Source organism: Pseudomonas sp. B26(2017), from assembly GCF_002113045.1.
Lineage (GTDB): Bacteria > Pseudomonadota > Gammaproteobacteria > Pseudomonadales > Pseudomonadaceae > Aquipseudomonas.
In genome coordinates this window covers 50,150-68,106 of the sequence record NZ_NEJJ01000008.1, presented here as the reverse complement: position 1 = coordinate 68,106, position 17,957 = coordinate 50,150, and the positions used below count along the sequence as shown (strand labels likewise).

General features: G+C 61.7%; 18 protein-coding genes. 10 read left to right on the top strand and 8 right to left on the bottom strand.

Going from position 1 to position 17,957, the window contains the following annotated elements; all coding sequences use genetic code 11:
* Nucleotides 1-146: 146 nt before the first annotated feature.
* Nucleotides 147-317 (bottom strand): hypothetical protein, encoded by a 171-nt coding sequence (locus tag CAF79_RS29145; RefSeq protein WP_170929732.1) that lies wholly within the window; start codon nt 315-317, stop codon nt 147-149.
* 50 nt (nt 318-367) lie between these two features.
* Nucleotides 368-562, bottom strand: coding sequence for a hypothetical protein (locus CAF79_RS13560; protein WP_085698181.1), 195 nt, complete (start codon nt 560-562; stop codon nt 368-370).
* 271 nt (nt 563-833) lie between these two features.
* Here CAF79_RS13560 and CAF79_RS13555 point away from each other — a divergent pair, with 271 nt between their 5' ends.
* From CAF79_RS13555 to CAF79_RS13540, 4 genes are all read left to right on the top strand, one after another.
* Nucleotides 834-1,217 (top strand): tautomerase family protein, encoded by a 384-nt coding sequence (locus CAF79_RS13555; protein ID WP_085698180.1) that lies wholly within the window; start codon nt 834-836, stop codon nt 1,215-1,217.
* A gap of 169 nt (nt 1,218-1,386) precedes the next feature.
* On the top strand, nt 1,387-2,355 hold the full coding sequence (locus CAF79_RS13550; protein ID WP_085698179.1) for a 2-hydroxyacid dehydrogenase: 969 nt from the start codon (nt 1,387-1,389) through the stop codon (nt 2,353-2,355).
* A 217-nt stretch (nt 2,356-2,572) separates the two neighbouring features.
* Nucleotides 2,573-3,640: a phosphotransferase family protein gene (locus tag CAF79_RS13545; protein ID WP_085698178.1), complete on the top strand. Its 1,068-nt coding sequence runs from the start codon at nt 2,573-2,575 to the stop codon at nt 3,638-3,640.
* A 38-nt stretch (nt 3,641-3,678) separates the two neighbouring features.
* Complete coding sequence (locus CAF79_RS13540; RefSeq protein ID WP_085687598.1) at nt 3,679-4,446, top strand: SDR family oxidoreductase; 768 nt, start codon at nt 3,679-3,681, stop codon at nt 4,444-4,446.
* 45 nt (nt 4,447-4,491) lie between these two features.
* On the opposite strand, the gene CAF79_RS13535 is transcribed toward CAF79_RS13540, so the two are convergent.
* From CAF79_RS13535 to CAF79_RS13510, 6 genes are all read right to left on the bottom strand, one after another.
* Nucleotides 4,492-5,145 (bottom strand): trimeric intracellular cation channel family protein, encoded by a 654-nt coding sequence (locus CAF79_RS13535; protein WP_256579268.1) that lies wholly within the window; start codon nt 5,143-5,145, stop codon nt 4,492-4,494.
* 567 nt (nt 5,146-5,712) lie between these two features.
* Complete coding sequence (locus CAF79_RS13530) at nt 5,713-5,955, bottom strand: DUF1652 domain-containing protein (RefSeq protein ID WP_085698176.1); 243 nt, start codon at nt 5,953-5,955, stop codon at nt 5,713-5,715.
* A gap of 186 nt (nt 5,956-6,141) precedes the next feature.
* Nucleotides 6,142-7,632 (bottom strand): helix-turn-helix transcriptional regulator, encoded by a 1,491-nt coding sequence (locus CAF79_RS13525; protein WP_085698175.1) that lies wholly within the window; start codon nt 7,630-7,632, stop codon nt 6,142-6,144.
* A gap of 77 nt (nt 7,633-7,709) precedes the next feature.
* Nucleotides 7,710-8,600, bottom strand: a complete 891-nt coding sequence (locus CAF79_RS13520; protein WP_085698174.1) for a LysR family transcriptional regulator — start codon at nt 8,598-8,600, stop codon at nt 7,710-7,712.
* 6 nt (nt 8,601-8,606) lie between these two features.
* A complete protein-coding gene (locus CAF79_RS13515) occupies nt 8,607-10,814 on the bottom strand; it encodes a molybdopterin cofactor-binding domain-containing protein (protein ID WP_085698173.1) in 2,208 nt (735 codons plus the stop codon).
* Nucleotides 10,814-11,278: a (2Fe-2S)-binding protein gene (locus CAF79_RS13510; RefSeq protein WP_085698172.1), complete on the bottom strand. Its 465-nt coding sequence runs from the start codon at nt 11,276-11,278 to the stop codon at nt 10,814-10,816. The genes CAF79_RS13515 and CAF79_RS13510 overlap by 1 nt, the downstream gene beginning before the upstream one ends.
* A gap of 118 nt (nt 11,279-11,396) precedes the next feature.
* Between CAF79_RS13510 and CAF79_RS13505 the strand changes: the two genes are divergently transcribed.
* From CAF79_RS13505 to CAF79_RS13480, 6 genes are all read left to right on the top strand, one after another.
* The gene (locus tag CAF79_RS13505; protein WP_085698171.1) at nt 11,397-12,287 is read left to right on the top strand and encodes a LysR substrate-binding domain-containing protein; all 891 of its coding nucleotides are present in this window, start codon (nt 11,397-11,399) and stop codon (nt 12,285-12,287) included.
* Between the two features lie 332 nt (nt 12,288-12,619).
* On the top strand, nt 12,620-13,549 hold the full coding sequence (locus tag CAF79_RS13500) for an amidohydrolase family protein (protein WP_085698170.1): 930 nt from the start codon (nt 12,620-12,622) through the stop codon (nt 13,547-13,549).
* Between the two features lie 4 nt (nt 13,550-13,553).
* Nucleotides 13,554-14,459 carry an amidohydrolase family protein gene (locus CAF79_RS13495; RefSeq protein ID WP_007952854.1) on the top strand — a complete coding sequence of 302 codons (906 nt, stop codon included), beginning with the start codon at nt 13,554-13,556 and terminating at the stop codon, nt 14,457-14,459.
* A gap of 123 nt (nt 14,460-14,582) precedes the next feature.
* Entirely contained in the window at nt 14,583-15,968 is a 1,386-nt protein-coding gene (locus tag CAF79_RS13490) for a UbiD family decarboxylase (protein ID WP_085698169.1), read from the top strand.
* Nucleotides 15,969-15,979: 11 nt separating this feature from the next.
* On the top strand, nt 15,980-16,594 hold the full coding sequence (locus tag CAF79_RS13485) for a UbiX family flavin prenyltransferase (RefSeq protein ID WP_170929734.1): 615 nt from the start codon (nt 15,980-15,982) through the stop codon (nt 16,592-16,594).
* 87 nt (nt 16,595-16,681) lie between these two features.
* Nucleotides 16,682-17,725 carry a GTP-binding protein gene (locus tag CAF79_RS13480; RefSeq protein ID WP_085698167.1) on the top strand — a complete coding sequence of 348 codons (1,044 nt, stop codon included), beginning with the start codon at nt 16,682-16,684 and terminating at the stop codon, nt 17,723-17,725.
* Nucleotides 17,726-17,957 lie beyond the last annotated feature (232 nt).

Below are 17,957 nucleotides of genomic sequence, written 5' to 3'. Positions count from 1 at the left end.
AGCAGAAGCAAAGACTTAGCTGAGGAATGGTTGTGCGGAGCAGATCGAAGAATTGTCGCTTTTGGGAAAAACCCTGTCGGCAACGGATACGCTAAATGTCGTTTTATGGCATGTTTCGGTGCCGGATGTGACAGGGCAAAACCCGATCAAATCGATCGGCCCAACATGAAGCCGAGGGACATGCAAAAAATGCCGAAACCCAGCATGCCCCAGACTGGGTACATATCGTTTTTATCCTGGATTCGCATTTTCTCGACCCACTCCTCGTGCTCTCGATCTGCTTCTTCCATTATCGCTTTACGGTCGAACGTGCTCATGTAGATGTCCTTTTTGGGGTCATGGGGCTGACTGTGTGACGCACACATGCTCAAAACTTGAAATAGACACCTGCTACTGCGGTGATTGCGGTTACCACCGCTCCCAATACCGCGAGCGGGTACAGATTAGTCTCCCTGTTGAGTTTCTTTACCTCCGCCAAATGCTTTTGCCTTTCAGCCCTCAGCTTGCGTGATTCATTCATTAGCCTGTCGAGCTCCAGACTTTCACGATCGTTCTGAAGCATTGGCCTTCCTTGGCTGATGGCAATTCCCGCACAGGCTGCCGCTCCATCCTGAGAGCATCCCGCGTTGCCCCTGTATGTTTTCGCGTTTCCAATCCCACTGTATAGCGGACGATTCCGCCGGACACCGTAGGCAACATCCGTAAATCCCGCAGGACGGCGCGTCCATTTCCTAACGTTTTTAAACAACCTCACCGACTGGCATTTTTCGGCTATACCCAATGGCGAATCGACTGACATCCCCGTCCAGTCCCCTCGCCTGTGGAGCCTTCCCATGCCCCTCGTTCGCGTCGACATCAAGAAAAACCCGGATCCGACGTTCGCCAAACGCATTGGCGAAGTGATCTACGCCGCCCTGCGCAGCGAGATCAATGTGCCGGAACACGACAATTTCCAGGTGCTGGCCGAGCACGACGACCAGCATTTCGTCTATGACACGCAATACCTGGGGATCCAGCGCAGCGACGGCATCGTGTTCATCCAGTTGACCATCAGCGAAGGCCGCACCGTGGAGATGAAACAACGGTTGTTCCAGACCATCGCGCGCAATCTGAATCAGCAACTGGCCGTGCGTCAGGAGGACGTGTTCATCAACCTGGTGGAAGTGAAAAAAGAGAACTGGTCGTTCGGCAACGGCATCGCCCAGTACGTGACCTGATCCTGTGACCACCAGCGCCGACATCACCTGACGAAGCACCCGCGCGATCCCTGTATCAGCTCCTACACTGCCTGATGCGGGGCCGCGCCAGCCGTTGCCAAACCGCTCTGGAATCAGCACTCTGAATCGACTTTTGCGCCCGAAGACCGACGATCACAGGAGCCGAGCAATGCCCGCCACCGTTCTGGTACTGGTTGAAACCATCAATGACTATTTGCCGATTCTCGAACGTCAGGGATTTCACCTGATTCTCGCGCCGACTCCTGCCGAACGCGCGCAAGCCATCGCCACTCACGGGGCACGGATCGACGCGGTGCTGACCCGTGGCCCGCTGGGTTTGTACGCGGAAGAAATCGCCGCATTGCCCGCGCTGAAAATCATCTGCGTGATCGGCGCCGGTTACGAGCAGGTCGATCTGCAAGCCGCCAGTGACCGTGGGCTGACCGTGACCAACGGCGCCGGTGTCAACGCGTCATCGGTGGCCGACCACGCCATGGCCATGCTGTTGGCGCTGGTGCGGGACATTCCGCGCTGCGATGCGGCAGTACGTCGGGGCGAGTGGCCGAAAATCATGCGCCCGTCGCTGGCCGGCAAGCGCCTGGGAATTCTCGGCCTGGGCGCAGTGGGGATGGCGATTGCCAAGCGCGCCGGTCTGGGCTTTGACATGGAGATCAGCTACCACAACCGTCAGGTGCGCAGCGACGTGCCTTACGCGTTCTGCTCGACCCCGACCGAACTGGCCCGGGCCTCGGACTTTCTGGTGGTCGCCACGCCCGGCGGCATCGGCAGCCAGCATCTGGTAACCCGTCCGGTGCTCGATGCCTTGGGGCCCAACGGCTTTATCGTCAACATTGCCCGCGCCAGCGTGATCGCCACCGCCGACCTGATCAGCGCGCTGGAACAGCGTCGAATCGCCGGCGCAGCGCTGGATGTGTTCGATCACGAGCCGCAAGTGCCCGATGCGCTGAAGAGCCTGAGCAATGTACTTCTGACCCCGCACGTCGCCGGGCTGTCACCGGAAGCCACCCAGGGCACCGTTGAGCTGGTGGGCAAGAACCTGGTGGCGTTCTTCTCCGGCCAACCGGTGCTGACACCGCTCCAGTTGCCGCCGAAGCTGAGCAACCAGCGCGTGCACTAAAGCACGCCGGGCAGAGTCCACAGACGCCGGGATTCGGCGTCTGCCGAAATCATCCCGGACGTGCGGGCGTCGGGCTGCGGCACGCCACGTCCATTCCCAAAGTTGATTACCGTCCAACACGCTAACCTATAAGACCGAGCCGCGCTTGTGACGACCCGAGCGCGCCATTAGATTAGCCAATGATGTCTGGCCTCCAAAATAAGCAGAAGGGATAAGCATGGCGCTTACTGACCAGTCCACCCGTATCCGCTCTGGCGAAGAACTCGATGCCAGCCTGATCGATCCGTACCTCAAGGCGCACATTCCGGGCCTGACCGGCACGCCCCGGATCAGCCAGTTTCCCGGCGGCGCGTCGAACCTGACCTACCTGCTGGAATACCCGGACCAGGAGTTCGTCCTGCGCCGTCCACCGTTCGGCCACAAGGCCAAGTCCGCCCACGACATGGGCCGCGAATTCCGCATTCTCAACCAGTTGCGCGACGGCTTCCCGTATTGCCCGAAAGCCTACGTGCACTGCACCGACGATTCGGTGATCGGCGCCGAGTTCTACGTGATGGAACGGGTCAAGGGGATCATCCTGCGCTCCGACCTGCCGCCGGAACTGGGCCTGGACTCAGCCAAAACCGAAGCCCTGTGCAAGAGCTTCATCGACCGTTTCGTCGAGCTGCACCGGGTCGATTACAACGCCTGCGGCCTCGGCGACCTCGGTAAGCCTGAAGGCTATGTCGCCCGCCAGATCAAGGGCTGGAGCGAGCGCTACGAAAAAGCCCTGACCCCGGACGCACCGCACTGGGAACAGGTCAAAGCCTGGCTCAACGACAAGATGCCGGCCGACCACCCGACCTCCAGCATCGTGCACAACGACTACCGCTTCGACAACGTCATCCTCGACCCGACCAACCCGATGCAGATCATCGGCGTGCTGGACTGGGAGCTGACCACCCTCGGCGATCCGTTGATGGACCTGGGCAACACCCTCGCCTACTGGATCCAGGCCGACGACCCGGCGCCGGTGCAACTGATGCGCCGCCAGCCAAGCCACGCACCGGGCATGCTCACCCGCCGCGAATTCGTCGACTACTACGCCGAACGCTCGGGCATCCAGATCGACAATTTCGACTTCTACTACACCTACGGCCTGTTCCGCCTGGCCGGCATCGTGCAGCAGATCTACTACCGCTTCTTCCATGGCCAGACCCAGGACAAACGCTTCGCGCAGTTCATTCACATGAACAAACTGCTGGAGCAGATGAGCCTGCAGGTCATTGCCAAATCCAGCCTCTGATGACGGCGTTATAACAAGGCTTACTACAAGGGAATCCCATGTCCAAGACTCAGTTGTTCGACCTCGACGGCAAAATCGCTTTCGTCTCCGGCGCCAGCCGCGGCATCGGTGAAGCCATCGCCAAACTGCTGGCCCAGCAAGGCGCCCACGTCATCGTTTCGAGCCGTAAACTCGAAGGCTGCCAACACGTGGCCGACGCCATCATCGCCGCTGGCGGCAAAGCCACAGCGGTCGCCTGCCATATCGGCGAAATGGAACAGATCAGCCAGGTCTTCGCCGGGATCAAGGAACAGTTCGGCCGTCTGGACATCCTGGTCAACAACGCCGCGACCAACCCGCAATTCTGCAACGTGCTGGACACCGACCTCGGCGCCTTCCAGAAAACCGTCGACGTGAACATCCGTGGCTACTTCTTCATGTCGGTGGAAGCCGGCAAGCTGATGCGCGAAAACGGCGGCGGCAGCATCATCAACGTGGCCTCGATCAACGGCATTTCGCCGGGGATCTTCCAGGGCATCTACTCGGTGACCAAGGCCGCGGTGATCAACATGACCAAAGTCTTCGCCAAGGAATGCGCGCAATTCGGCATCCGCTGCAACGCCCTGCTGCCGGGCCTGACCGACACCAAATTCGCTTCGGCCCTGGTGAAGAACGACGCGATCCTGAAGCAAGCGCTGACGCAGATCCCGCTCAAGCGCGTAGCCGACCCAAGCGAAATGGCCGGCGCCGTGCTTTACCTGGCGAGCGATGCGTCGAGCTACACCACCGGCGTGTCGCTGAATGTGGACGGTGGTTTCCTGTCCTGATCCGCCGCTGACGCAAACGAAAAGGCAGCCCAAGGGCTGCCTTTTTCATGCTTCCAGAACCATCGGCAACTGCCAGCCGAAATGCACCGACAACAACCGCAGCAACAAACACGCCGCGCCTGCCAGCAATGCGGCCGCCACAGGCGAAACGCCCAGCCTGCGCCCGACGATCAACACCGCCGCACCGACAAACGCCGAACTGGCATACAAATCCGCCTGCAACACCAGCGGCACCCGCGCCAGCACGATGTCACGCAGCACCCCGCCACCGACACCAGTAATCGTGCCCATCAACATGGCCACAAACGGCGAAATCCCGAAATTCAACGCCTTCTGTGCCCCGGCCACTGCAAACAGCGCCAACCCCGCCGCATCCAGCACGATCAAGGTCGAACCGGACCAGCCCAGCACCCGCTCATGAAAAACAAACGCCACCCCGCCCATGGCAAACGCCAGCGCGGGATAACGCCAGTCAGCCACAGCCTTGGGCGGCGTAGCGCCGATCAGCAGGTCACGGGTCACCCCGCCGCCCAGTGCAACGATGAACGCAATCACCATCACCCCGAGCAGATCGAGTCGAGCGTGCATCGCCGCAATGGCGCCTTCAACGGCAAACACGGCGGTGCCGACCAGATCGGCCACCAGCACAATCCGCTCGACCCGCGCCTTCGATGGCGCCAGGGCTATTGAGTGACGCAACGGGTCTTGGTGATGTGTCGGGTCACTTGCCCGTCGGCATACGCATCACCGGCGACCTCGGTATTTTCCATGACCTGACAAGTGCGCTCCGGTGGTGGAGGCGGCGCTGCCGGCGGAGGGGGTGGAGGACTGGCGCAGCCGCTCAGCAGCACCAGACCGAAAGCCGACAACAGCGAAAAACACACGCGTTTCCCAGGACTTTTCATAGGATGACCCGCGATGAATGGAAGACAAACTCCCGTCGCCGAGCGTGCAAATACCCGGTTATGGAAACCGAACCACTCATTCCTTATAGACCAGTGGGGGGTGAGTGCCAGTGAAATGGGGATAACAGGTGATATTTACTGTCGATTTTCGGGATGAGTAGCTATCAATTCAATGAGTCGACCGATCGGCCGCCCCCGCTGACAAACCGGTACCCACAGGTGACCGTCAGATTGGGACGCAGAGCCAAAGCGAGGTGCCGAACGTCAGGGCACAGACCTTTTGGTTCCTGTTGGCTGGGCCGGCATTAACGGATATTCACCCAAAAAACCATGAACCTGGTCGGCCCGGAGGCCGCCACGCTCACCCCGGAGAGCGCAAGGAATTACTCTCAAGTTCATACCGCAATTCATCAATCAAGGCCTCCACCGCTTCCGGCGTGCGCAAGGCATCTAGGCTCAATCCGCTGATGACCAGATCAACCTCCCCGGAAACCCGGTGATACAGCTTCACCGTCAGTGAATGATCCCCATCCACCACGCACTCGCAGGCCAACGGCGAAAAACTGCGCTCAAGCTGAGCCCGCAACTGTGCCAGATACATCACCGCGCGTGCTCCGGAAGACGGCGCGCTACGCCCGGTTCAATGACAAGCAATACATTCATGGGGCTGATCCTTGAGTTACGACGAAAGGGACACGATCACGAAAACGCATCGCATGTCGCCAGACTAAGAACAGCCCGCCTCACCAGACACCCTAATTTGCACCTCATTGACTAGTGCATTTGCACCTTATCGTTGCCCCTTGCCGCCGCCCGAGAACAGTCCGCGCTCGCGAGCCCAGACAATCGCCTCACTGCGACTGTGCACGTCGAGTTTGGAATACACCGTCGCCACATGATTGCGCACGGTGTTCGGCGCCAGCTTCAACCGGGCCGCAATCTCCTTGTCCGCCAGCCCTTCACAGATCAGCCCCAGCACGTCTCGCTCGCGAGCCGTCAGGTCGGTAAACGACACACTTGGAAGTTGCGGCGAATTGACCTTCTTCACATTGGCCAGTTTTTCGATCAGCGTACGGCTGAACCACGACGCATCCTTCATCACCTCTTCAATCGCCGCCACCAGTTCAAGCTCGGTACGCTTGCGCTCGGTAATGTCCATCAGCACCAGCAGATAGCACACCGTGTCCTGAATGTTGACGGTGTCAGCGGACACTGCGCACTCCAGCAACTCGGCGTCTTTCCTGCGGATCCGCATGTCGACGCGATCAACCCGGCCGGTCTTCTCCAGCGCCGCCAGCAAGCGCGAGCGCTCCGCCGGTTCATCGATGAAGTTCAGTTGCGCGATGGTGTTGCCCAGCACTTCGTCGCTGTCGTAAGCCAGGGTATCGAGGAAGGCTTGATTGACATCGATCAACCGCTGTTCGTCGGCGCTGCAAATCAAAATCGGCACCGGGGTCAGGCGAAAGGCCTTGGCGAACCGTTCCTCACTCTGACGCAGGGCGACCTCGGCCTTGTGCCGCAGCTCCATGTCGACGAACGAAAACAGCATGCAGTCTTCGTCGTTGAGCACCAGCGGCTGGCCGGCGACGATCACCTGCTTGCTGCCGCCATCCGGCAGACGCAACTCAGCCTGCATCTGCGGAATGGTCGCGACATCACGCAGTCGCTGGATCGCCAGATCCTTGCGCTCGGCCTGTTCGAGAATGTCCAGCTCATAAGTGGAAGCGCCGATCACCTGATCGCGGGTGTAACCGGTCATCTCCAGGAAGCCCGGATTGACCTTGATGTAACGCAGGTCACTGAGACGGCAGATCACCGCGGGCGCCGGGTTGGCATTGAAGGTTTTTTCGAAGCGCTGTTCGGCGTTGGCCCAGTCGGTGACGTCGCTCATGATCAGCACCAGCGACTCGATGTCGCCGTCTCGATCGGTCAGCACCATGCTGCGCACGCTGTGCACCCAAGTGCGTTCCTCGTCACTGTTCGGGGTGACTTCGACCAGCACGTCGCTGAAGGTTTCGCCGGCGGCCACTCGGCTGATCGGGTACTGCTCCGGTGTCAGCGTGTGGTTGTTGCGATAACGCAGGTTGAAGCGCTCGGCATATTCCCCGGCATTGTTGCCCAACTCGCCGATGCGACTGACGCCATGCATCGCCAGCGCGGCTTCGTTGGCCCAGAGAATGGTCTGATCGAGTTCCAGCAGAATCACTCCGTCGGACAGACCGGCAATGATCTGCTGCAACTGACGGCGATTGGTTTCGGTGGTCAGGACGTCCCGGCTCATTGGCTCTCCACAAGTGAACGCATGTGAAGATTACGACCGCTGGCCGTTGTGATCGTGCCGGGCAATTTTGCCCCTGATTACCGAGAGTTGTGATCCACCAGCTCGCGCAGCGTATCGAGAAACAGCTTGAGCACCGGCGAGGCATCGTCGGCCCGATACGTTGCATACAACGGCACTTGCGGCAGCGCCGGCGTGAGGCGTCGAAACACCAGCCCGGCCGGGGCCAGTTGCTCGATGGAGGCTGGCAACAGTGCCACGCCAAACCCGGCACGGACCAGACTGAGCAAGGTCTGCACCTCGATCACCTGCTGGCGGATCTGCGGGGTGAACCCGGCCTGAATGCAGCACTGATAGAGAAAATTGGCGAACCGCGACTGCTTCAGTTCCAGCGCAACGAACGGTTCCTGCGCCAGATCTGCCGGCGCCAGCACTTCACGCCGGGCCAGCGGATGATCCTGCGGCATCACCACATGGATCGGCTCATGGATCAGCAATTCATTGCGTAATTGCGGGTCGTCATAACCGACGCGGAACACGCAGGCGTCGATGCGTTTTTCCTTCAACGCCTTGACCTGAGCCGCCGGGGTCATCTCATGCAAACGCCAGGTCACCTGCGGATAGCGCTCGCGAAACAGGTGCAGGGCCTTGGGCAGCACGCCGACCATCACCGAGCTGATCATGCCGATCTCCAGCTCGCCGAGTTGCCCGCGCCCGGTCTGGCGGGTCAGGTCCAGCGCCCGTTCGAGTTGCTCGAACACCAGCGGCGCCTGCTCCTTGAGCATCTGCCCCGCCGCCGTCAGCTCGACCCGGTGATGGCTGCGCTCGAACAACGGCGTGCCGAGTTCTTCCTCCAGCAAACGAATCTGCTGGCTCAGCGGCGGCTGGCAGATGTGCAGCCGTTCGGCGGCGCGGCCGAAGTGCAGCTCATCGGCCAGGGCCATGAAGTACCGCAGCAAACGCAGGTCCATGGCGGTTTACCCCAGGTTCAGTGGCGTGGAACGCTGACGCACCCCGGTCAGGCTGAACAGCGCATTGGCAATCGCCGGGACCACCGACGGGCTGCCCAGTTCTCCCACGCCGCCCGGTTTATCCGACTGACCATCGAGCACAAGGATGTCCACCGGTGGCATGTCGGACATGCGTGTGACGCGATAGTCATGGAAGTTGCTCTGCACCACCCGGCCCTGTTGGATGTCGAGGCGATCGAACAATGCGTGGCCGAGGCCCCACATCAGTCCGCCGTAAATCTGCTCCTCGACCCCGCCGGGCGACACCGCCAGACCGCAATCGACCACACAGGTCAGCTTTTCGACCCGGGCCTTGCCGTCCACCTTCGCGACCCGCGCCACCACGGCGATGAAACTGGTGTAGCCCTGATTGGTGGCGATCCCCAGCGCCGTATCCGGCGGCAGTTTCTGGCCCCAACCGGCGCGTTCGGCAGCCTGCTTCAACACCGCCACATGCCGTGGCCGCTCCTGCATGTTGGCCAGCCGGAACGCCAGCGGATCTTTGCCGGCCGCATGGGCCAGTTCATCCATGAAGCTTTCCACGGCGAACACGTTGGGAATGAAGCTCACCGAGCGATACCAACCGCTGGGCACGTTGCTTTCGTGTTTGACCCAGTTCAGTTCCAGGTGCGGCGGGCGGTAGGCAAAGTCCCACGCGGTGATCGCCTCGGTGGTGCTGTAATCCATGTGATCCGGGCGCTCGAAATAGCCCGGTTCCCACTGTTCCGGCGAGGCTGGCGACACCGCATGCAGTTGCAGCGCCGCGAGTTTGCCTTGGGCATCCAGTGCGCCTTTCGCCCGATGAAGCGTGGCCGGGTGATTGAACAGCGCTTGCATTTCGTCTTCGCGGCTGTTGAGCAGTTTCACCGGCACGCCGGTCTGCTGCGCCAGATACGCGACTTCGAACAGCCAGTATTTGGCTTCCCGCGCACCGAAGCTGCCGCCGGACACCAGTTCATGAATCGTGACCTTGTCCTTGCCGATGCCACACACGGTCTGCGCCGCTTCCAGTGCCGACGACGGCACCTGCACGCCGCCCCAATAGGTGATCGCCTTGTCCTTGACCTGCGCGGTGATGCAGATCGGCTCCAGCGGGTTTTGCACCTTGTAAGGCATCGTGTAATCGGCTTCGAGCAGCTTCGTCGCGCCCGGCCATTGCCCGGCGACATCGCCCTGGGCCATGGCTTTGACGGTTTGCGTTGCCGGATCGCTGATCGCTGCGATCTGTGCTTTGCTCAGCTCGGCGCTGTCGAAACCGGCCAGCGGGGAGTCGCTCCATTTGATCTCCAGCAACTTGCGCCCCTGCTGCGCGGCCCAGAAAGTTTCGGCCAGCACCGCGACGCCTTCGAGGTTGCCGCCGAGCACGTCCGGGCGGCCCGGAATCGCGATCACCTTGCGCACGCCCGGCACTTGCAACGTGGCCGCCGAATCCACCGCGACAACCTTCGCGCCCACCACCGGCGCACGCTGAATTACCGCCACCAGCATTCCCGGCAACTGCACATCGATGCTGTACCTGAAGCGCCCGCAAACCTTGGCCGCCGCATCGCGTTTGTGGCGCAATTTGCCGATGTACTTGAACTGCGCCGGATCCTTCAGCGTGACGTTGGCCGGCGCCGGCAGATGCGCTGCCGCGCCGGCCAGCTCGCCGTAGCCGAGGCTGCGTTTGCTCGACGCATGCACGACCCGGCCCTCTTCGGTGGAGCAGCTGTCAGGGCTGACCTTCCATTGCTGCGCCGCCGCACTGATCAGCAGCGCCCGCGCCGTGGCACCGGCCATGCGCAGACGATCGTATTCCAGCGACACACTGGTGCTGCCACCGGTTGAGAAAACTTTCCAGACCGGATGAATGTAGGTTTCAAAAAACGGATCTTCCGGGGTGATGACCTGCACCGTCATCGGGTTCACGTCCAGTTCTTCGGCGACACACGCGGCCAGCGCGGTCTGGGTCCCGGTGCCGGAATCGTGCTTGTGCACCACCAGCTTCACCGTGCCGTCGGGCAGCACCCGCACCCAGGCGTTGGGTTCGAATTCGGTGGCCGAGGTTTTCACTTCAGTCACCGCCGCACCGGAAGGCAAATACAACGCAACCGCCATACCGGACGCCACCGTGACCGCCTGCTTGAGAAATACCCGGCGCGAGGGTTCATCAACGTTGCCGTGGATGAGGCTCATCACGCCTCCTTCGGCGCATTCGCCGCACGTTTGATCGCTTTGTTGATCCGCCCGTAAGTGCCGCAGCGGCAGATATTCCCGGACATGGCGTTGCGGATCGAGTCGTCGTTAATCGCTGCCCCAGTGTTGAGCAACGCGGCGGCGGACATGATCTGCCCGGATTGACAGTAGCCGCATTGCGGCACATCTTCGGCGACCCAGGCCAGTTGCAGCGGATGGTTTTCGCTGGGCGACAGGCCCTCGATGGTAGTGATGCTGTGGCCCGCGACGGCGGCCAGCGGCAACTGGCAGGAACGCACCGCGACGCCGTTCAGGTGCACGGTGCAGGCACCGCACAGGCCCATGCCGCAGCCGAACTTGGTGCCGGTGAGTTTCAACTGATCACGCAATACCCATAACAAGGGCATGGAGGGGGACGCTTCATCCAGCTCGCGTCGTTCGCCGTTAACCGTGAATGCAATCATTGTCAGGCTCCAGAAGAGCGGCCCGTCTTTGTGCGGGCCTGGTGATCGATTATTGGAAACCCTGGCAACGCGCGGCCAGCGACGATTTCTGCCAACCGGTGTAAGCAGGACTAACAACATGTACAAGCGATACCCGTCGGTGCAGTCCATGAGCGCGTTCATTCACGCGGCGCGCAGCGGCAGTTTTTCCAGCGCCGCGCGCAAGCTCGACCTGACCCACAGCGCGATCAGCCAGCAGATCCGCGCCCTGGAAGAGTTCATCGGCCAGCCGCTGTTCGTGCGCGAAGGCGGCGGCAGCAACCTGACCGACGCCGGGCAGCTGTTTGCCAGCGTGCTGTCGGATGGGCTGGCGCAGATTGATCGGGCGTTGTCTTCGGTCAAGAACCGCAGCGTGGCCCAGCGACTGACCCTCGACGTCGACAGCGAACTGGCGCAGAGCTGGCTCAATCCGCGCCTGCCGCAGTTGCTCGACGGTTTGCCGGATTTCGAAGTGACGATCCTGTCGATGCCGCGCAGTGATCGCAGCACGTTCGAACGGGTGGACCTGTCGCTGCGCTATGGCTATGGCGATTGGGACGATTGCGAGATGACGCAGATTTGCGGGGATCGGGTGCTGGCGGTGGCGTCACCGGTGTTGCTTGAGCGACATGGTTTACAGGTACCGCTGAGCCCGGCGCAGATTCTTGAGTTGCCGTTGTTGGGGTATACGCGGCGGTCTTGGATTCCGTGGCTGGATGCGGCCGGGATGACGCCGACCGAACCGCCGGCGCGGGTGATTTTTGATAATGCGGCGAATCTGATTGCGGCTGCGGAGGCCGGTGTCGGTGCCGGGCTGGTGCGTGGGTTATTGGCTGCCGATGCGTTGCGCAGCGGACGGCTGGTGGCGTTGAACGAGGCGCAGATTGCGGCGCATTACAACCTGTATGCGGTGTGGCCCCATGGGCAGGCCGAGCGGGTGGCGCCGGTGGTTGATGCGATCAAACAGCTGGCTTTGCATACACAATTCTGACGTCTTCGCGAGCAAGCTCGCTCCCACGGGTGGCGGCATTCCAACGGGGTGAATGCGGTCAAATTGTGGGAGCGAGCTTGCTCGCGATGAGGCCATCACTATCACCACAAAAAACCAAAACCATATCGAACAAGTATCACCACCCCACCCAATTAATATTGTACGAACCCTCCCCCGCCTTCCAATACTCGCCTCAAGCAACCACCCACCCGGGCCGGATGCGAACAGGCGAGGGAATGCGCGATTGCCGCGCATAGAAACGGCCGATTGCCCGGGACGTGGATGCTGTGAGCCGCAAGGCTCCCTTCCCCGCTATCAGGAGATCGACTTCAATGATCATCGATATCAGCTGCTATCCCACGGATCTCGTGGACCTCGCCTGGAGGCATGACGGTGACCCGTTCACCGGCGAGCGTCTGCTGGAGATGATGGATGGCCCGTACATGGTCAACGGCAAACCTCGCCGCATCGACAAAGCCTTCATCCAGCCGCCGCAGGGCAACACCATTTACACCTGGACCGACGGCGAACTGTCGGGCCGCGAATCCATCGACGCCTACATGGCCTACACCCTGAAAATGGTCCAGACCTACCCGGACCGTTTCATCGGCTGCTTCGTGTACAACCCGCGCTGCGGCGTGGAGAACGGCGTCGAGGCGATCGAGCGCTACGTGAAAGAGCACGGTTTCAAGATGGTGCAGATGCAGGCCAACATGCACGCCTACCGTCCTGACCGTGCACTGGACTGGGTGCGCCCGGCCTTCGAGAAATGCGCCGAGCTTGGCATTCCGGTCAAGCTGCACACCGGCGACGGGCCTTACAGCATCCCGTCGGAATGGGTGCCGATGATCAAGGAATTCCCCAACGTCGATTTCATCATGGCCCACTTCGGCGTGCAGACCGGCGGCGTCTATGTGTTTGAACCGATGCAGTGGGCGATGGAGTTGCCCAACGTCTATTGCGAATCCGGCTGGTGCCTGCAATCGCGGATTGTCGAGTTCGCCAAAGTCCTGCCGCCCCACAAGATCCTGTTCGGCACCGACACCCCGCCGAACGAACCGGGCATGTGGCTGCGCCTGCTCGAAGTGCTCTGCCACGAGCCGCCGCAGGGCCTGAACCTCGACGAGGACACCCTCGAAGACTACCTGGGCAACAACACCGCACGGATGATCGGCCTCGAGCCGTCCCCGCCGCCGCGTTCCGTTTCCGAAGCAGAGGCGCAACTCAAGCGCCCCGTCACCACCCAACTGGCCAGGAGCTGAACCGATGATCATCGACACCCATCTGCACCCCACCAACCTGGTCGACGAGGCCTGGCGCCACACCGGCGAACCGTTCACCGGCGAGCGCATGCTCAAGCTCATGGACGGCCCGTACATGATCAACGGCAAGCCGCGCCGGATCGACATGGGTTTCATCCAGCCGCCACCGGGCAACACCGGTTATCGCGACGGCAACCGCCGTGGCCGCGAGGGTGTGCGTGACTACATGTCGTACGTCGCCGAGCTGTGCGTGAAGTACCCCGACCGCTTCATCGGCAACTTCAACTTCAACCCGCGCTGGGGACCGGAAAACGGTGCGGCAGAGCTGGAATTCCACATCAAGGAATACGGCTTCAAGATGCTCAAGCTGCACGCCAACATGCACGGCTATCGTCCGGATCGCGCACTCGACTGGCTGCGTCCGGCGATGAAAGTCTGCGCCAAGTACAACATCGTGGTGCTGATTCACACCGGCGACGGCCCGTACACCATTCCAACGATGTTCTACCCGATCATCCGCGAGTTCCCGATGGTCAATTTCATCATCGGTCACTTCGGCATCCAGACCGGTGGCAACTACTCGTTCGAGGCGTTCTGGATGGCGATGGACACGCCGAACGTGTACTGCGAGTCCGGCTGGTGCTTCCAGTCGCGGATCGTCGAGTTCGCCAAGGAACTGCCGCGCAACAAGATCGTGTTCGGCACCGACTCGCCGCCGAACGAGCCGGGCATGTGGCTGCGCGAGCTGGAAGTGTTGTGCTCGCCGGCGCCGCAAGGCCTGGGGATCGACGAGGATCACCTCGAGGACTACCTGGGCAACAACATCGCAAGGTTGTGCGGAATCGAACCGACCCCGCCGCCCAAAGACCTGGCCGAGGCGGACATTCGTCTGACCACGACCTACCTCTAAACCCGTACACAGCGACTTTACAGGCGCGAAGATGACCCGGCGTTCGCTCGACCGGCAGGCCAACGGCTTGTCGATCGAACGCCGGCCTCACCCCTGCGCGCCTGCTTTTTACGAGGTGAAACCATGACCCGTTCGACGCTCGGCGACTCTCAGGACTTTCACGTATTCATCGACGCCTATCGCCGCCAGTACCCGGACGATGTGCTGACCATCACCCACCCTCTTTGCGCCGATCAGGACGTCACCGCCCTGGTCGATGCCCTTGCCGCCCAGGGTCGCGATCCACTGCTGATCTGCGAAAACGTCGGCAACCTCGGTGTGCCGGTGGCAACCAATCTGTTCGCCTCCCGCCGGCGTATCGCCCGACTGTTCGGCGTCGGCGCCGCGCAGTTACACGAAACCTTCCAGACCCGCGCCAACCAGCCGATCGCGCCGCGCTACGTCGAAACCGGCCCGGTACTCGACGAGGTGTTCGAAGGTGAAGCGCTGGACCTCGCACTGCTGCCGATGCTCAAGCATTTCGACAGTGATCGCGGCCCGTACATCACCAACGCCATCATCATCGCCGAGGACCCGCTCACCGGCATCGCCAACATGAGCTATCACCGCTCGATGCGCCACGCCCGTCAGGCATTGGCCACCAGCCTGCATTCACGCGGACATCTGTGGCGGATGTTGCAGACCGCCCGCGAACGTGGCGAAGAATTGCGCGTGGCCATGGTGGTCGGCGCGCACCCGCTGTTCATGCTCGCCGCCGCTGCCCGCCTGCCCTATGGCAGCGATGAACGCGCGGTGGCCGGCGGGCTTTTCGGTGCGCCGCTGGAACTGGTCAAGACCCCGCGCTACGGCATCGGCGTGCCGGCTTACGCCGAGTTCGTGCTCGAAGGCGCGATAGACCCGACGGCCTATGCCGAAGAAGGTCCGTTCGGCGAATTCAGCGGTTATTCCTCGGATCGCTCGACCAACAACGTGCTGCGCGTCGACACCCTGTTGCGGCGCAGGGACGCGTGGCTGGTGGACGTGATGGGCGGACGTTACGCCGAGCACCTGACGCTGGCGCGGCTGCCCCGTGAAGCGGAAATGAGCGAGAAGCTCAAGGCACGCTTTCCCGCCGTCACCGCCGTGCATTACCCGAACTCCGGCACGCATTTTCATTGCTACGTGGCGCTGGACCAGAGCCGCGACGGCGAGGCCCGGCAGATCATGCTGGCCCTGCTCGGCTGGGATCCGTATCTGAAAACCGTGATCGCGGTGGACAGCGATATCGACCTCACCGACGACAGCCAGGTGCTGTGGGCACTGGCCACGCACTTCCAGCCGCACCTCGACATCTTCACGATTGACGGTTTGCCCGGCAGCCCGCTGGACCCGTCATCCTCGGTCAATGGCACCACCTCGCGCATGGGCCTGGATGCCACGCGCGGCTCGGGGTTTGACGGGATCAAGGCGCAGCTCGATCAGGACGTGCTCGAACGCGCGCGGCAACTGCTCGACGGTCTGCCATCGTGAACCGTCAGCGGATGGTGGTCGGTATCAGCGGCGCGTCCGGCTTCATTTATGGCGTACGCCTGCTGGAGCTGCTGGCCGAGCTGAACATCGAAAGCCACCTGATCATCAGCCGCGCCGCGCTGCTGACCATGGCCCACGAAACCGACTACAAACTGGCGGACGTCATCGCCCTCGCCAGCCATTACCACCGCGCCGATGACGTCGCCGCCGGGATCGCCAGCGGTTCGTTCCGCTGCCTGGGCATGGTGGTTGCGCCGTGTTCGATGAGGACGCTGGCGGAGATCGCCACCGGCACGTCATCGGGTCTGATCGGCCGCGCCGCCGACGTCACCCTAAAGGAACGCCGCACTCTGGTACTGATGGCCCGCGAAACACCGCTGACCCTCGCGCACCTGCGCAACATGACTGCCGTCACCGAAATGGGCGGCATCATCGCCCCGCCGGTGCCGGCCTTCTACGCCCGCCCCGACAGCCTTGCGCAAATGGTCGATCACAGCCTCGGCCGCGTCCTCGACCTGTTCGGCCTCGATGCCGGCGTCGCCCGCCGATGGCGAGAACCCACAGAACCCTGTGGGAGCGATCTTGCTCGCGATGGCGGTCGATCAGTCGCCATCACCGCTAAATGACACACCGCTATCGCTAGCAAGCTAGCTCCCACAGTAAAGCGTCATCACTCAATTCATCGTGCACCGGTAATCACCAAGGAGCCTCACATGAACACCCCCTTCAACGCCCCGACCCCGAACACCAAAATCCCGGTCACCATCCTCACCGGGTTCCTCGGTGCCGGCAAAACCACCCTGCTCAATTACATCCTCAAGGAGAACCATGGCCGCAAGATCGCGGTGATCGAAAACGAGTTCGGCGAGGTCGGCATCGACGGCGATCTGGTGCTCAGCTCCGAGACCGAAGAGATCTACGAAATGGTCAACGGCTGTGTCTGCTGCACCGCAGAAGTCCGCGAAGACCTGGTGCGCATCGTCCGCGAACTGGTGGCGCGCCCGGTACGGCTCGACCATATCCTGATCGAGACCAGCGGCCTGGCCGACCCGTACCCGGTGGCCCAGAGCTTTTTTATCAACGACCCGATTGCCGAGGAAGTCGAACTCGACGCCATTGTGACCATGGTCGATGCCAAGCACATCGCCCAACACCTGGAAGACCTGCAACTGGACGGCGTCGACAATCAGGCGGTGGATCAGATCGTCTGCGCCGATCGTATCGTCATCAACAAGGTCGATCTGGTCAGTCCTCAAGAGGTGGAAACCCTGCGCGGCAAGATCCGTGGCTTGAACGCCACGGCGGATCTGGTGACCTCGACCCACGCGCAGATCGACCTGTCGAAAATCCTCGGTATCGGCGCCTTCGAATGCACGCAGAAGCTGATGGAAATCGGCGCGAATCAGCACGATCACGATCACCACGACCACCCCGCTGAAGAGCCCGACCACGAACACGATCCGAGCGTGTCCTCGGTGGGCATCGCCGTGGATGGCGCCGTCAACCTGATGGCGTTCCACCGCTGGATCAGTGAGTTGCGCAACGCTCAGGCCGACAACCTGTACCGCATGAAAGGCGTGCTGGCGGTGGCCAACGAAGACCAGCGCTACGTGCTGCAAGGCGTGCACAGCCTGGTGGAGTTCCGCGCCTCGACCGCATGGGGCAGCGAGCCGCGCTCAAGCAAGATCGTGTTCATCGGCCGCGACCTGGATCGGGTGGCGCTGAACCAGGGCTTTGCCGCCTGCCTGGCCGGCTGAAGCCCGGCATCGGAGCCGGTGGATGGCGGTTCCGGGCACACAGAACGAATGACTGATGCACGCCATGGGAATAACACAAAACCCTGTGGGAGCGAGCTTGCTCGCGAAGAGGTCGGCACACTCAACCCCTCAGTTGACTGACCTGCCGCTTTCGCGAGCAAGCTCACTCCCACAAGGTTCCACAGTGTTCTCGAGCCAAGCCGCATCAGACGAATACCCCTCTGTACCGAAT

What these genes read in the sequence shown, in the direction of transcription:
- CAF79_RS29145 (WP_170929732.1), bottom strand. Translation starts at nt 317, where the DNA reads ATGAGCACGTTCGACCGTAAAGCGATAATGGAAGAAGCAGATCGAGAG.
- CAF79_RS13560 (WP_085698181.1), bottom strand. Translation starts at nt 562, where the DNA reads ATGCTTCAGAACGATCGTGAAAGTCTGGAGCTCGACAGGCTAATGAAT.
- CAF79_RS13555 (WP_085698180.1), top strand. Translation starts at nt 834, where the DNA reads ATGCCCCTCGTTCGCGTCGACATCAAGAAAAACCCGGATCCGACGTTC.
- CAF79_RS13550 (WP_085698179.1), top strand. Translation starts at nt 1,387, where the DNA reads ATGCCCGCCACCGTTCTGGTACTGGTTGAAACCATCAATGACTATTTG.
- CAF79_RS13545 (WP_085698178.1), top strand. Translation starts at nt 2,573, where the DNA reads ATGGCGCTTACTGACCAGTCCACCCGTATCCGCTCTGGCGAAGAACTC.
- CAF79_RS13540 (WP_085687598.1), top strand. Translation starts at nt 3,679, where the DNA reads ATGTCCAAGACTCAGTTGTTCGACCTCGACGGCAAAATCGCTTTCGTC.
- CAF79_RS13525 (WP_085698175.1), bottom strand. Translation starts at nt 7,632, where the DNA reads ATGAGCCGGGACGTCCTGACCACCGAAACCAATCGCCGTCAGTTGCAG.
- CAF79_RS13520 (WP_085698174.1), bottom strand. Translation starts at nt 8,600, where the DNA reads ATGGACCTGCGTTTGCTGCGGTACTTCATGGCCCTGGCCGATGAGCTG.
- CAF79_RS13515 (WP_085698173.1), bottom strand. Translation starts at nt 10,814, where the DNA reads ATGAGCCTCATCCACGGCAACGTTGATGAACCCTCGCGCCGGGTATTT.
- CAF79_RS13510 (WP_085698172.1), bottom strand. Translation starts at nt 11,278, where the DNA reads ATGATTGCATTCACGGTTAACGGCGAACGACGCGAGCTGGATGAAGCG.
- CAF79_RS13505 (WP_085698171.1), top strand. Translation starts at nt 11,397, where the DNA reads ATGTACAAGCGATACCCGTCGGTGCAGTCCATGAGCGCGTTCATTCAC.
- CAF79_RS13500 (WP_085698170.1), top strand. Translation starts at nt 12,620, where the DNA reads ATGATCATCGATATCAGCTGCTATCCCACGGATCTCGTGGACCTCGCC.
- CAF79_RS13495 (WP_007952854.1), top strand. Translation starts at nt 13,554, where the DNA reads ATGATCATCGACACCCATCTGCACCCCACCAACCTGGTCGACGAGGCC.
- CAF79_RS13490 (WP_085698169.1), top strand. Translation starts at nt 14,583, where the DNA reads ATGACCCGTTCGACGCTCGGCGACTCTCAGGACTTTCACGTATTCATC.
- CAF79_RS13485 (WP_170929734.1), top strand. Translation starts at nt 15,980, where the DNA reads ATGGTGGTCGGTATCAGCGGCGCGTCCGGCTTCATTTATGGCGTACGC.
- CAF79_RS13480 (WP_085698167.1), top strand. Translation starts at nt 16,682, where the DNA reads ATGAACACCCCCTTCAACGCCCCGACCCCGAACACCAAAATCCCGGTC.